This is a genomic window from Nocardia sp. NPDC003183 (assembly GCF_053590715.1).
In genome coordinates, this window is record NZ_JBSFTG010000003.1 from 288696 (window position 1) to 303604 (window position 14909).

Here is a 14909-nt window from a genome sequence, read left to right on the forward strand (position 1 = left end):
GCTGGATGGGCAGATCGCGGGTCTCGTACTCGTCCACCGTGACGTCGGGGGCACTCACGACAGGACCTCCTCTTGCACGTCGTCGGTTTCGGGTTCGGGGACGGTCTCGGCCGGGGTGCCGGTGAGGGAAAGGAACACATCGTCGAGAGTGGGACGCACGACGTTCGCGTCGAGCACGCAGACACCGGCGTCGTCGAGGCGGCGCAGCGCTTCGACCATCGTGCGTGACCCGTTGCCCACCACCACCGACACCTCGTCGCTGCCGGGCTCGTGAACCGGCTCGCCGACCCCCACCTGCTGCAGGACCTGCACCGCGGGCCACGGGCTCTGCCCCGCGGCGAGGGTGACCGTGAGCCGGTCGCCGCCGATGGAGGTCTTGAGTTCGTCGGCCGAACCGCGGGCGATGACCGTGCCCTTGTCGATGACGGTGATCCGGTCGGCGAGCAGGTCGGCCTCCTCGAGGTACTGGGTGGTGAGCAGGACGGTGGTGCCGTCGTCGACGAGATCACCGATCACCTGCCACATGTCCAGGCGACCGCGCGGGTCGAGGCCGGTGGTCGGTTCGTCGAGCACCACCACCGGCGGCCGCGCCACCAGCGCACCGGCCAGGTCGAGGCGACGGGCCATGCCACCGGAATAGGTGCCTGCCCGCCGACCCGCCGCGTGGTCGAGTCCGAACGCGGTGAGCAGTTCCTCCACGCGCACGACGGACTGCTTGCGTCCCATGCCGTACAGGCGCGCCACCATGCGCAGGTTCTCGTAACCGGTCAGGTTCGCGTCGACGGCCGCGTACTGGCCGGACAACCCGATCCTGGTGCGCGCGGTGGCCGGGTCGGCCAGCACGTCGATACCGGCGACCCGCACCGAACCGGCATCGGGTCGCAACAGCGTGGTGACGATCCGTACGGTGGTGGTCTTGCCCGCACCGTTGGGGCCCAGCAGGCCGAGCACGGTCCCCGCCGGGATCTCCAGGTCGATCTCCTTCAGTACGCGCACCTTGCCGTAGCTCTTCGCCAGGCCGCGCACTTCTACCGCGAGACTCACGGTCGCATCTCCTTCTGGCCGCTGCCGCACACGGTGATGTCCGGGACGGCGTCGAGGTGGCGATGCAGCACGGGGCCGATCGCCGCCAGCGATTCCGGTGTGGTCATCGCCGCGTGCCTGCAGGGCAGGTCGTGGTTGTGGATGTTGCCGGTGACGAACGGCTGCCAGGCGTCGGCACAGCGGCTCGGATCGGCGGCGTTGATCTCGTCCGCCGTGGCGGTGAAGAACACGAGGTCGCCGTCGAAGGTGCGCGGCCGGAACCGGTTGGCCATGACGGTGCCGTCGGCGTACCCGGTGTAGAGGCGTTGCAGATGTTCCACCGAGAGCGCGGCGAACGGACCGGCCTGGGCCCGCAGCAGATCCGCCGCTTCGTTCAGGTCGAGGTCGGCGGGCAACGGTTCGCCGTCGACCAGGTCGGCGCCGAACTCGCCGAGGATGTCGGCGACACTGGGCATCGAGGTGTCGAGCCAGCGGTCACCGAGCTGGTAGCTGTCCATCATCGCCAGCAGCGCGACGTCCTCGCCCGCGTCCTGCAGCTGCACGGCGATCTCCTGCGCGATCAGGCCGCCGAGCGACCAGCCGAGTAGGTGATAGGGACCGTGCGGCTGGATCGACTTGATATGGGCGACATAGTGTCCGGCGGCTTCGGGGATCGAGATGAAGCTGTCGTCGCCGGACACGTGCGGGGCCTGCAGGCCGTACACCGGGCGCTGCGGGGCGAGATGAGCGAGCAGTCCCGCGTAGCACCAGGCCAGCCCGATCGCCGGGTGCACGCAGAACAGCGGGGTGTCGTGCGGGCTGGTGGACGGGCGGATGGCCAGCACCGGGCTGGTGGCCGCCTCGATCACCGCGTCCGGGTCGAGGTCGTCGAGCTTGGCCGCGATTCCCGCGGGGGTGGCGTCGCCGAACATCATCTGGACGGGCATGTCGTAGCCCTGCTCACGCAGTGCCGCGACAACTTTGGTGGCCAGCAGGGAGTTGCCGCCGAGTTCGAAGAACCCGTCGTCCACGCCGACCCGCTCGACCCCGAGGACCTCGGTGAACACCGCGCACAGCGCCATCTCGGCGACGGTCGCCGGCGCGCGGTACCCGCCGGACGCGGTGAACACCGGCTCGGGCAGCCGGGCTCGATCGAGCTTGCCGACCGGACTCAGCGGCACCTCGTCGAGCAGCATGATCGCCTGCGGGACCATGTAGTTCGGCACGTGACCCGCGACGTGCTCGAGCAGTTCGGGCACGCTCGGCGCGCTCCCGTTGCGTGCCTTCACATACGAGACCAGCGCGGTGACCCCGGCCTGCGTGGTGTGACCGATGGTGAGCGCGAGCTCGACATCGGCGTGCCGGGCGAACGCGACGTCGATCTCGCCGAGTTCGATCCGGAATCCGCGGACCTTCACCTGATGGTCGGTGCGGCCGACGTACTCCACGTCCAGCGCCGACTTGGCGCCGTCACGCCAGCGCACCAGGTCGCCGGTCCGGTACATCCGTTCGCCCGGCGCGCCGTAGGGATCGGCCACGAACCGCTGGGCCGTGAGTCCCGGCCGGTTGAGGTAGCCGCGCGCCAGGGCCGAGCCCGCCAGCTGCAGCTCGCCGGTGACACCGATCGGGGTCGGGTGCAGTCGCCGGTCGAGCACGGTGGCCGCGACGCCGCGGATCGGCCCACCGATGGTGATCGGGCCCCGCGGGCTCATCGGCTGCGGCATCAACGTGACGATGGTCGTCTCGGTGGGGCCGTAGACGTTGTAGAAGTTGCGCCCCGGCGCCCAGCGGGCGAGCAGTTCCGGCGGCAGCGCCTCACCACCGGTGAGCACGTGGGCCAGCGAGTTCACGCCCGCCGGGTCGACAGTGCCCAGCGCGGCGGTGGTGATGAACGCGTGGGTGATCCGTTCCCGGATGAACACCTGCCGCAGGTCCTCGCCGCCGACCACCCCGGCCGGGGAGATCACCAGCGTCGCCGCGCCACCGAGCGCGAACAGGATGTCGAGCATGGCGGCGTCGAAGCTCGGAGTCGCGAAGTGCAGCACCCGGCTGCCGGGACGCACATCGAACCGGTCGGCGGTCTCGGCGGCGAAGTTCGACAGACCGCCGTGGGTGACCACGACGCCCTTCGGGGTCCCGGTGGAGCCCGACGTGTAGATCACGTACGCCGGATTGTGCAGGCGCAGTGGGCGAATCCGTTCGGCGTCGGTAACCGGCGAGTCGTCGGTCCCCAGCACGGTGGCCCTGGTCTGCGGGTCGTCCAGGACCAGCCAGCGGGTATCGGCGGGCAGTCGATCGCGGTGCTCGAGCAGCGTCAGACCCAGTGCCGCATCGGAATCGGTGAGCATGTGACTGATCCGCTGCGGCGGGTAGTTCGGGTCGACCGGCACGAACGCGGCGCCCGCCTTCGCGACGGCGAGCATGGTCGCCACCGACTCCACCGAACGCGGAATACCCAGGGCAACCAGGGTTTCCGGCCCCACACCCTGTCCGATCAGGACACGGGCGAGCCGGTTGGTCCACCGGTCGAGCGCGTCGTAGGTGACCACGGTGTCCCCGGCGCACAGCGCGACGCCCTCGCGGGAACGAGCCACGGCGGCACCGAAGACCGCGGGCAGCGTCACCGCCTGCTCGGCGCGGGCGCCGTGCACCGGTGCCAGCGCGGTCCACTCGACCGCGTCGAGCAGGGCCAGGTCGCCGACCGCGGTGTTCGGGTCGGCGGCCACGGCGGTGAGCAGCCGGACCAGGCGGTCGCCGAGCCTGCGCGCGGTGACCTCGTCGAACAGGTCCGCCGCGAAGTTCACCGACAGGCTGATGCCGTCGCCCACCCGGTCGGCGGTCTGGGTCTCGGTGAAGGTGAACTGCAGGTCGAACTTGGCGATACCGGCGTCGGCGTCGACGGCTTCGATCCGCAGACCGGGCAGTTCCAGCATCCGCACCGGGGTGTTGCGCACCGACAGCATCACCTGGAACAGCGGGTGGTGTGCCTGGGAGCGCGCCGGGTTGACGACCTCGACGAGCCGTTCGAAGGGCAGGTCGGCGTTCGCGAACGCGTCGAGGTCCCCGTCGCGGACGGTGCGCAGCAGGTCGACGAACGCGCGCTCGTCGGAAACCTCGGTGCGCAGCACCAGGGTGTTGACGAACATGCCGATCATCGCGTCGAGTGCTGGATGTCCACGGCCCGCGCTGGCGGTGCCGACGGCGATGTCCTCGGTGCCGGTGACCCGGTGCAGCAGGACCGCCAGCGCCGCGTGCAACACCATGAACATGCTGACGTTGTTCGCCGTGGCGATGCCGCGCAGCGCCCGGTGGGTCGCCGCGTCGACCGTGCAGTCGACGGTGCCGCCCTGGTAGGAGGGCATCGGCGGGCGCGAGCGGTCGGCCGGGACGGTGAGCAGCTCCGGCAGGCCGTCGAGCACACCGCGCCAGTGGTCGAGCTGCTTGCTGATCAGCGAGTCCGGGTCGTCCTCGGTACCGAGGAGTTCCTGCTGCCACAGGGTGTAGTCGGCGTACTGGACCGGCGGGATCTGTTCGCCGAACGGTTCACCGATCTGGATGCCACGGTAGGCGGCGGCCACTTCGGCGGCGAGCGGTTCCAGCGACCAGCCGTCCATCGCGATGTGGTGCACGACCAGCACCAGCACATGCTCGGTCGAGCGCGCGACCGCGAACTTGGCCTTGGCCGGTGCCGACTGCCCGGTGTGGTCGACGCTGATCAGCGCCGCCCGCATGGGCACCGAGGCCGACAGGTCGAATCCCGGGGTGACGAAACGGGTCACGGCGGTGTCGACCTCGCTCGCGGTGGCCGTCGCGTGGAACAGCGTGACGGCGGCGATCGCCGGGTCGAGGACCAACTGCTCTGGCTCGCCGGCGGTCTCCGGGAACACCGTGCGCAGCGTCTCGTGCCGACGTTGCACCGTGTGCAAAGCGGCAATGAGCGCATCGAGGTCGACCGTGCCGTGCAGGCGCAGTACGACCGGGACGTTGTAGGCGCCCGAGGACTGACTGTCGCCGCCGGCACCCGCGTTGAAGCGGTTGAGGAACCACAGCCTGCGCTGCGCCGCCGACAGCGGAATCCGCTCCGGGCGTGGCTGGGGCACCAGGTCCGGCCGGTGTTCGTCGCCGGACGGTCCGGATTCGATGAGCGCGGCGAGTTCGGCGACGGTCGGCGCCGCGAACACGGTGCGCACTTCCAGGCGCACATTGCTGGCCGCGGCCAGCCGGGCCACCAGCTGGGTGGCCAGCAGCGAGTTGCCGCCGATGTCGAAGAAGCTGTCGGTGGCGCGGACCTCGCTCGCCCCGACCAGCTCCTCGAACACTCGCGCGACCGTCCGCTCGGCGTCGGTCTGTGGTGCCCGGCCCGCGGCGGCGGTGAACTGCGGTTCCGGCAACGCCGTGCGATCGAGCTTGCCGACCGGAGTGAGCGGCACTTGGTCGATCAGGTTCAGCGACGCGGGCACCATGTGCCCGGCCAGCCGGACCATCGCGTGCCGCTTCACCCCGGCCACCTCGGCCGGGTCGACGCCCTCGTTCAGCTGGATCCACGCGACGATCCGGTCGTCGCCCGCGATCCGGCGGACCTCGGTGTGTGCGAAGCGGACCTCGGGATGACTGCCGAGGACGGCGCTGATCTCGCCGAGTTCGATCCGGAAACCGCGCACCTTCACCTGATGGTCGCTGCGACCCAGGTAGTCGATCTCACCGTTCGCCGTCCAGCGCACCACGTCGCCGGTGCGGTACATCCGGCTGCCCGCCGGGCCGAACGGGTCGGCGATGAAGCGTCCCGCGGTCAGGCCGTAGCGCTCGTGATAGCCCTGGGCGATGCCGGCGCCGCCGATGTAGAGCTCGCCCGGCACCCTGCCGACGACCGGTCGCAGCCGCTCGTCGAGCACGAGGGCCCGTGAGCCGCGCACCGGCGTGCCGATGGCGACCGGAACACCCACCCGCAGCTCCGACATCGCGGCGATGACAGTGAACTCGGTGGGCCCGTAGGCGTTGACGAACCGCCTGCCCGGCGCCCAGTTCTCTACCAGGTCCGGCGGCACCGCCTCGCCACCGGCCATCAGACCGCGCAGCATCGGCAGCGGGTGGCGGGTGGGGTCGATCGAGCCCAGCACCGCGGGCGTCAGGAAGGTGTGGGTGATCTGCTCGCGTTCCAGCAGGGTCCCGAGTTCGTCACCGCCGTAGATGTCGATCGGGCCGATCACCATCTCGGCGCCCGAGTAGACGGCGAGGAGCATGTCGAGCACCGAGACGTCGAAACTGGGTGTGGAGAAGAAGAACGTGCGGGAGAACCGGTCGAGGCCCATCCGTTCACGCAGGTCGAGCGCGAGACTCGTGAGACCGCCGTGGGTGACGGTGACGCCCTTGGGCAGGCCGGTCGAACCGGACGTGTAGATCTGATAGGCCAGGTCGGCGGTGCGCACCGGCCGGACCCGCTCGGTGTTGCTGATCCGGACCCCGTCGTAGCCGGCCAGTTCGGCGTTCAGCTCGTCGCCGTCCATCAGCAACCACTGGGTATCGATCGGGCCCGCGGCCTCGCGCAACGAGTCCGCGTCGGCGCGCGCGGTGAGTACCGCGCCGGCACCGGAGTCGGTGAGCATGTGCCGCACCCGGTCGGCCGGGTAGCGCGGGTCGACGGGCACGAACGCGGCGCCGCTGGCCGCGACGCCGAAGATGGCGAGGGCGCAGTCCAGTGAGCGGGTGAGCCCGACGGCCACCCGGTCGCCGGTGCCGATGCCGCGCGCGATCAGCGCCCGGCCCAGCCGGTGCGCCCGGCTCGCGACCTCGGCGTAGTCGAGCTCGCCCACGTCCCCGGCGACGCTGCCGTCGGCGAACCAGCGCAGCGCCGGCCGCTGCGGATACTTCGTGGCGGCACCGTCGAGGATGTCGGCCAGGATGACCGGCGTGACCGCGGCGGGTCCCTGTGCGGGGACGTGCTCACGGTGCTCGAGCACGGTGAGCGGGTCCAGATCGCACACCAATTGCCGTGGGTCGGCGGTCACCTGGGTGAGGATCTGCACGAACCGGTCGGCGAGGGTCTGGATGGTGGCGGCGTCGAACAGTTCGGTGGCGTAGACGAAGTCGAACCGCAACCCGCTGTCCTCGGCGGGCGCGACCCGCAGTTCCAGGTCGAACTTGGCCAGGGCGATGTCGAGCTCTTCCGCGGCCAGCCGCAGTCCGGGCAGTTCCAGCGCGGGTGTGCGGTTGTCCTGCATGCTCAGCGCGACCTGGAACAGCGGGTGGCGGTTGCTCGCCCTGCTCTCGCGGCCCAGCGCGTCGACGACGCGCTCGAACGGCACATCGGCGTGGGCGAGGGCGGCGAGCTCGCCATCGCGATCGGCGTGCAGCAGCTCGGTGAAGCTGCGGCCGGGATCGACGTCGGAGCGCAGAACCAGGGTGTTGACGAACATGCCGACGAGGTCGTCGAGCTGGATGTCGGTGCGCCCGGCGACCGGGGTACCGATGGGGATGTCGCGGCCACCGGTGACGCTGCGCAGCAGCACCGACAGCGCCGAGCGCACGACCATGAACAGGCTGACACCGGTGTGGCCGGCCAGCTCGTCGAGCGCGTGCTGCAGCGGTGCCGAGACCGCGCAGGTCACGGTGCCCGCGGACCCGGTGGGTTCGGCGGGGCGTGGCCGGTCGAACGGCAGCGGCAGCTCGTCGGGCAGTTCGGACAACGTCTCGCGCCAGAACGCGAGCTGGGTGGCGGTGATGCTGTCCGGGTCGTCCTCGCTGCCGAGCACGGCCCGCTGCCACAGGCTGAAGTCGGCGTACTGCACCGGCAGCGGTGCGCGTTCGGGGACGGCGCCCCCGGTGCGAGCCACGTAGGCCAGTGCGAGATCACGCGTCAGCGGGCCGAGCGACCAGCCGTCGGCGGCGATGTGGTGGACGACGACGCCGAGCAGGTGTTCGTCGGATGCGGTGCGCAGCAACGACACTCGCAGCGGCGTCTGCCGGGTGAGGTCGAAGCCCTGGCGGGCCAGCGCGGTCAGCGCCGCGTTCGCCTGATCGGGTGCGGTGTCGACGGCGTCGATCACCGGCATCGCCTGCTCGCGCGGCAGGATCACCTGCTGGGCGCCGGAGAGGTCTTCGGGGAAGACCGTGCGCAGTACCTCGTGGCGCTCCACCAGGTCGCCGAGAGCGCCCCGCAACGCCTCGACGTCCAGATCTCCGCCGATTCGCAAGACGAATGCGATGTTGTAGGCGCTCGATTCGGGGGACAATCGGTTCAGGAACCACAGCCGTTGCTGCGGCAACGACAGTGGTATGCGTCCCGGGCGCGGGGTGTGTACCGCCAGCGCCACCCGCTGCGTCCGGGGCGCTTCCGTGATCAGCCGGGCGATGCCCGCCACGGTCGGTGCCTCGAAGATCTGCCGGACCGGCAGGTCCACCTCGAATTCGGCGTGTAGCGCGGCGGCGAGCCGGGTGGCCAGCAGCGAGTTGCCGCCGATGTCGAAGAAGCTGTCCTCCGCGCCGGGGATCGGGCGGCCGAGAATCTCGGTGAATACTGCGGCCACCCGCATCTCGAGGTGCGTGCGTGGCGCACGCGACCCACCACTGACCACGAATTCGGGTGTGGGCAGGGCCTTTCGGTCGAGTTTGCCCGCCGGGGTGACCGGCATCGCGTCGAGCACCGCCAGTGCGGCGGGCACCATGTAGCCGGGCAACCTGCTGCGGGCGGTGTCGAGCACGGCGGCCGGGTCGAGCGGGCCGTCGGCGGTGACGTAGGACGCGAGCCGCTGCTGCCCCTGCTCGTCGACGTGGACAACGGTCAGCGCGGACCGAACGCCCGGGTGTTCGCGCAGCACATGGTCGATTTCGCGCAGTTCGATCCGGAATCCACGGATCTTGATCTGATCGTCGGCGCGGCCGAGGAAACGCAGCAGGCCGGTCATGTCGGCGACGACGAGATCGCCGGTGCGATACATCCTTTCGCCGACGCGGCCGTGTGGGTTGGCGACGAACCGCTGCGCGGTGAGTGCCTGCTTGCCGAGGTACCCGCGGGCCAGGCCGGGCCCCGAGACGTAGAGCTCGCCCGGTGTTCCCGGCGGCACCGGGTTCATCCGGCCGTCGAGCACGAACAGCCGCATGCCGCGCACGGGGGTGCCCAGCGGGACAGGCTCGCCCGGAACCATGGCCGCGCTCGCGGTGACCGCGACGGTGGCCTCGGACGGGCCGTACATGTTGTGCATCCGGTACTTCGTGGCCCAGGCTTCGACGAGTTCGTCCGAGCACGCCTCGCCGCCGACGATCACCGTGTTGAGAGCCCGGAACTCGCCCGCGGGCACCGTGGCCAGCGCGGCCGGGGTGATGAACGCGTGGGTGATGCGTTCCGAGCGCAGGAAACCGGCCAGCTCCGCACCGCCGTACAGGTCGGCGGGGGCCACCACGATCGTGGCACCCGCGGCGAACCCGAGCAGCAGTTCCAGCACCGAGGCGTCGAAGCTGGGTGAGGAGAAGTGCATGGTGCGCGCGTGGTCGGTCACCTTGAACAGCTGGGTCTGCTCGCTGGCCAGCGAGGCGATGCCCGCATGGGTGACCACGACGGCCTTGGGTGTGCCGGTCGAGCCCGAGGTGTAGATGAGGTAGGCGGGCTGCCCGGCTCGCATCGGATGCCTGCGGTCGGCATCGGACAGGGGGCTGCCCGAGCGGACCGCGCAGTCGGCCTCGAAATCGGCCGTTCCGAAGACCATCCACTCCGGTGCCGACCGGTGCTTGCCGGTGGCGGTGGGCAGCGCGGCGAGATGCTCGGGCAGGGTGAGCCCGAGCGTGGCCCCGGAGTCACCGATCATGTGCGCGATGCGATCGGCCGGGTAGGCGGGGTCGACGGGCACGTACGCGGCGCCGGTCTTGGCGACCGCCCAGATGGCGATGATCGACTCGAGGCTGCGCGGCAGCGCCACGGCGACCACCGTTTCGGGTGCGGCGCCGTGCGCGATGAGACTGCGCGCCAACCGGTTCGAGCGTTCGTCGAGTTCGCGGTATGTGGTGTCGAAACCGAGGTAGCGCACCGCCACCGAGTCGGGCAGGTGTTGTGCGGTGTCGCCGAGCAGCCGGGCCAGGGTGCCCGCCGGTTCGGCGGGCGCACCGGCCACGGGGACCAGGCGGGCGATCTCGCGACGGTCGAGCACGTCGAGGTCGCCGATCGCCGTGGTGGGGGTGGCGACAGCGGCGGCCAGCAGCGTGGTGAACCGCCGGGCGATGGCCTGCACCGTGGCGCGATCGAAAACATCCGTGGCGAAACCGAATTCGGCGTGCAGCGGTCCGTCGTCATGAGTGTCGCGAACCTCGAGCTGCAGGTCGAACTTGGCGACGCCGATCTCGATCGGCACCAGTTCCGCGGTGACACCGGGCAATTCGACCCGCAGTTCCGGGGTGCGGTCGTAGGACAGCATCACCTGGAACAGCGGATGCCGGGTGGTCGAGCGATCGGGATTGACCAGTTCCACCAGCCGTTCGAACGGCACGTCGGGGTTGGCGAAGGCATCGAGGTCGGTCTCGCGGACCAGGTCGAGCATGCGCTCGAAGCCGGAGCCGAGGTCCACTTCGGTGCGCAACACCAGGGTGTTGACGAACATGCCGACCAGTTCGTCCAGCGCCGGATCGGAGCGGCCCGCGATGGGCGTGCCGATGGTGACGTCGGCGCTCGCGCACAGCCGGGCCAGCAGGGTGGCCAGGGCGGCGTGCAGCACCATGAACATGCTCACGCCGCGACCGGTGGCGAGTTCGGCTGCCGCGCGCCGGGTTTCGGCGTCGATGACGAATTCGACGGTGTCCCCGCCGGTGCCACGCTGTTGCGGCCGTGGCCGGTCGAGGGGCAGGTCGAGCTGATCGGGCAGCCCGGCCAGCGCACCGCGCCAGTGCCCGAGCTGGCGCGCGATGGGTGCCTCGGGGTCGGTTTCCTCACCGAGCAGTTCCCGCTGCCACATCGCGAAATCGGCGTACTGCACCGGCAACGGTGCCCACTGAGGCGCGGCGCCGCCCGCGCGCGCCGACACCGCGACCATCAGATCCCGGGCCAGCGGCGCGACCGACCATCCGTCACCGCTGATGTGGTGCAGCACCACGAGTAGCAGGTGATCCTCGGCGCCCACCCGGTAGAGCGCGACCCGCAGTGGTGTCTCGGTCCGCAGGTCGAAACCACGCCCCGCCACCTGCGCGGCCAGCGCGGGAATCTCGGCGGCGGCCACCTCGATCGGCGTCAGCTCGGGTTCCACCCCGGCCGCGGGGTGGATGCGCTGGTACGGGCCCTCGGGGCCTTCGGGAAAACTGGTGCGCAGGCTCTCGTGGCGGTCGAGCACGTCGCGCAGACCCGCACGCAACGCCTCGAGGTCGAGATGCCCGGTGAGCCGCAGGGCCAAGGGCATGTTGTAGGCGGCAGCGTGTTCGGCGAACCGGTTGAGGATCCACAGCCGCTGCTGGGCCAGCGACAGCGGCACCCGTTCCGGTCTGCGTGCCGGAACCAGTTTCGGTGTCGAGGTCTCGGGCCGGTGGGTGCTGATGTAGCCGGCCAGCGCGGCGATGGTCGGCGACTCGAACATCTCCCGGATGCTGAGGTTCGCATCGAGGGTGGTGTTGATCCGGGCGACCGCGCGGGCCGCGACCAGGGAATTGCCGCCGAGATCGAAGAAGCTGTCCTCGATCCCGATCGTGGTGCCGTCCAGGGCGAGAACCTCGGTGAAGATCTCCGCGAGCGCGCATTCCAGCTCGGTCTGCGGTGCGGCGGCGCCGGTGGTGACCCGCACACCCACCTCCGGTGCGGGCAGGGCTGTGCGATCGACCTTGCCGTTGGCGCTCAACGGCAGTTCGTCGAGCACCACCAGTGCCGAGGGCACCATGTAGGACGGCAGGCCGCGGCGCAGTGCCGCGAGCAGGACGGTGGGATCGGGCGCCGACGCGCCGGGCACGGCGACCACGTAGGCGACGAGTTCGTCCTCACCGATGCGGCCGGTGCGGGCCACACAGACCGCGCGAGCGATATCGTCCTGCGCGAGCAACGCGGATTCGATCTCGCCGAGTTCGATACGCAGTCCGCGAATTTTCACCTGGAAGTCGGTGCGGCCCAGGTATTCCAGGACGCCGCCGGCGATCTGCCAGCGCGCCAGGTCACCGGTGCGATACATCCGCTGCCCCGAGGCGAAGGGGTTGGCGACGAACCGGTCGGCGCTCAGGTCGGGACGGCCCAGGTAGCCACGGGCCAGTTGCGCGCCCGCCAGGTACAGCTCGCCGACGACACCGGGCGGCACCGGGCGCAGATGCGGGTCGAGCACATAGGTCTGGGTGTTCCACACCGGCGAACCGATCGGCACCGTAGTGGCCTCGGCCGGGCACGGCCAGTAGGTGACGTCGACCGCGGCCTCGGTGGGCCCGTAGAGATTGTGCAGCTCCGGTCCGCCGTCGGGGCCGTGCAGCGCGGCGTGGAAATCGGCGACCGTCGCGCCGGGCAGCGCCTCACCACTGCAGAACACCCGGCGCAGCCCCGCCCCGCCCCGCACGCGCGGGTCGGTGACGAACAGCGACAGCATCGACGGCACGAAATGGGCTGTGGTGATGGACCTTTCGGTGATGATCCGGGCGAGGTAGGCCGGGTCGCGATGCCCTTCGGGAGCGGCGACGACCAGGCGCGCACCGACCTGCAGCGGCCAGAAGAACTCCCAGACCGACACGTCGAAGGTGGCCGGGGTCTTCTGCAGGACCGCGTCGGTGTGGTCGAGCGGGTACTCGGCCTGCATCCAGCGCAACCGGTTCACGATCGCGGCATGCGTGACACCCACGCCCTTGGGCTTACCCGTGGAGCCCGAGGTGAAGATGACGTAGGCGAGATGATCGGGGCGCAGCGGCGCGGTGCGGTCGGCGTCGGTGATCGGCGCGACGTCGTTGCCGCTCACGTCGAGCGTGTCCAGATCGACCCGGACGGCGCCCTCGGGCAGCCGGACCCCGTCGCGATCCGCGGTGAGTACACACACCGGATGTGCCTGTGTCAGCACCGCTTCGATGCGATCGACCGGATGCCCGGGATCCAGCGGCAGGTAGGCCGCGCCGGTCGCGAGTACCGCGTAGATCCCGACGACCAGATCGACACTGCGATGCAGGCACACACCGACGGTGGTCTCCGGGCCCGCGCCGCGGGCGATGAGTTCGCGTGCCAGCTGGTTCACCCGGTCACCGAGTTCGGTGTATCCGAGTGTGCGGTCGCCGAATTCGAGACCGATGGCGTGCGGGCTGCGCGACACCTGGTCCTCGAACAGCGAGACCAGCGTCGCGGCCTGCATCGGCATCTCGGTGGCGTTCCACTCGCGCAGCACCCGCTCGTTCTCGGCGGTGGTGATCGCGGTGAGCGTGTAGGTGGGGGTGGTCGGCTCGGCGGCCAGGAAGCGCGCGAGGAAGTCGAGGTAGCGCGCGTGGTGGGCGGCGTTCTCGGACTCGCCGTAGAGCTTCGGATTGGCCTCGAAGTCGAGCTGGATGCGGCCGCCGTCGCCGTTGTAGATGTTGATCGAGAGGTCTTCGACGGGTCCGGTGGCGAGCACATGGAGCTGACCGGCGATGTCGTCGAACTTCAGCTCGTCGTGGAACAGCATGATGTTGACCATCGGCCCGAAGAAGCCGCGCGCGTCGCGGGAGTACCCGCAGTCCCGCCGGATGTCGTCGGAGCGGTAGCGCTGGTGGCGCAGGGCGCCGGTGATCTGGAGTTCGGTCTGGCGCACGACGTCGGCGACGGTGGTGTGCTCGTCGAACCGCAGGCGCAGCGGCACCACGTTCGACACCACACCCGCCGACCGGCGCAGCGCGACGGTGGTGCGTGCCGAAACCGGAAGGCTCAGTACGACATCCGGGTCACCGGTGACCGAACGGACATAGGCGGCGAGCGCGGCGACGATCAGCGCGGAGTTGGCCGAACTGTGTGTGGTGATCGCGTCGGTGAGCAGCGTGTCGAGGTCGGCGTCGAGTACCGCGGTGGCACGGTGGCGCCCCGCGTCGTGGGTGTCGCCCGCGGCGGTGACCGATGACAGCGTCATCGGTTCGCCCACGCCGGCGAGCTGTTCCGTCCAGTACTCGCGGTCGGCACGGAACCGGCTGGACTCGCGATAGCGGGATTCGTCGGCGTAGAGGTCGACGAGCGCGGCGGCGCGGGAAACGGACGGCTCACGCTGCTCGCCGACCGCGGAGTAGATCTCGGCGGTGCGCGAGAGCGCGTTCATCGCACCGTAACCGTCGATGACGATGTGGTGGCCGCGTTCGTACCAGAACCAATCCCGGTCACCGATCCGCAACACCACATTGATGGTGAGGGGCTCGTGCTCCATGTCGATCGGGGTGCTGGCGTGGGCGTTCATCCAGGCCAGCGCGGCGGCCCGGGGGTCGGATTCGCCGCGGAGGTCGATCCGGCCCCAGCCGGGCCGCCACGTGGGGTCCACTCGCTGGTGGGGCACGCCGTCGATCTCGAGTAGGCGGACGTGTCCCACCTGGGATTCCGCGCCGAAGCGCTCGACCGCGTACAGCAACCGGCCGACGTCGAGATCACCGTGCAGTTCGACGTAGTGAGCGATGGTGAGCGGAATATCGGGCCGGATCCGTTGCGCGTACCACAGTGCTGTCTGACCGGGCGAGAGGGCGAACGGTTGGCCCGGGTCCTCGTCGGTGATGCTCGAGCTGACGTGGTCGGTGGCCAAAGAACTCATCAAGCACTCCGTTTCTGCCTTGTGTCACAACTCCCCGAGCAGCGCCCGGGCACACGACGGCCCAGGGCGTGGCTTTTCCACGCCCATGATTCGGAGTACTACGGCAGCCGGATGGCTACGAATGTGAATTTATTTCGAGCTCAACGAATTACGCCCCTGAAGCAGCAACTTTGTGCCGCTTCCCCCCGGTTGAAACAAACC

Annotated in this window: 2 protein-coding genes; both read right to left on the minus strand. The window is 70.2% G+C overall.

The genetic code is table 11. The annotated features are described in order from the left end of the window. Window positions 1-54: 54 nt before the first annotated feature. Window positions 55-1044, minus strand: a complete 990-nt coding sequence (locus ACWDXS_RS13280) for an ATP-binding cassette domain-containing protein (protein ID WP_378987919.1) — start codon at window positions 1042-1044, stop codon at window positions 55-57. Continuing rightward, window positions 1041-14708 carry an amino acid adenylation domain-containing protein gene (locus ACWDXS_RS13285; RefSeq protein WP_449965367.1) on the minus strand — a complete coding sequence of 4556 codons (13668 nt, stop codon included), beginning with the start codon at window positions 14706-14708 and terminating at the stop codon, window positions 1041-1043. The genes ACWDXS_RS13280 and ACWDXS_RS13285 overlap by 4 nt, the downstream gene beginning before the upstream one ends. Window positions 14709-14909 lie beyond the last annotated feature (201 nt).

What these genes read in the sequence shown, in the direction of transcription:
- ACWDXS_RS13285 (WP_449965367.1), bottom strand. Translation starts at nt 14,708, where the DNA reads ATGAGTTCTTTGGCCACCGACCACGTCAGCTCGAGCATCACCGACGAG.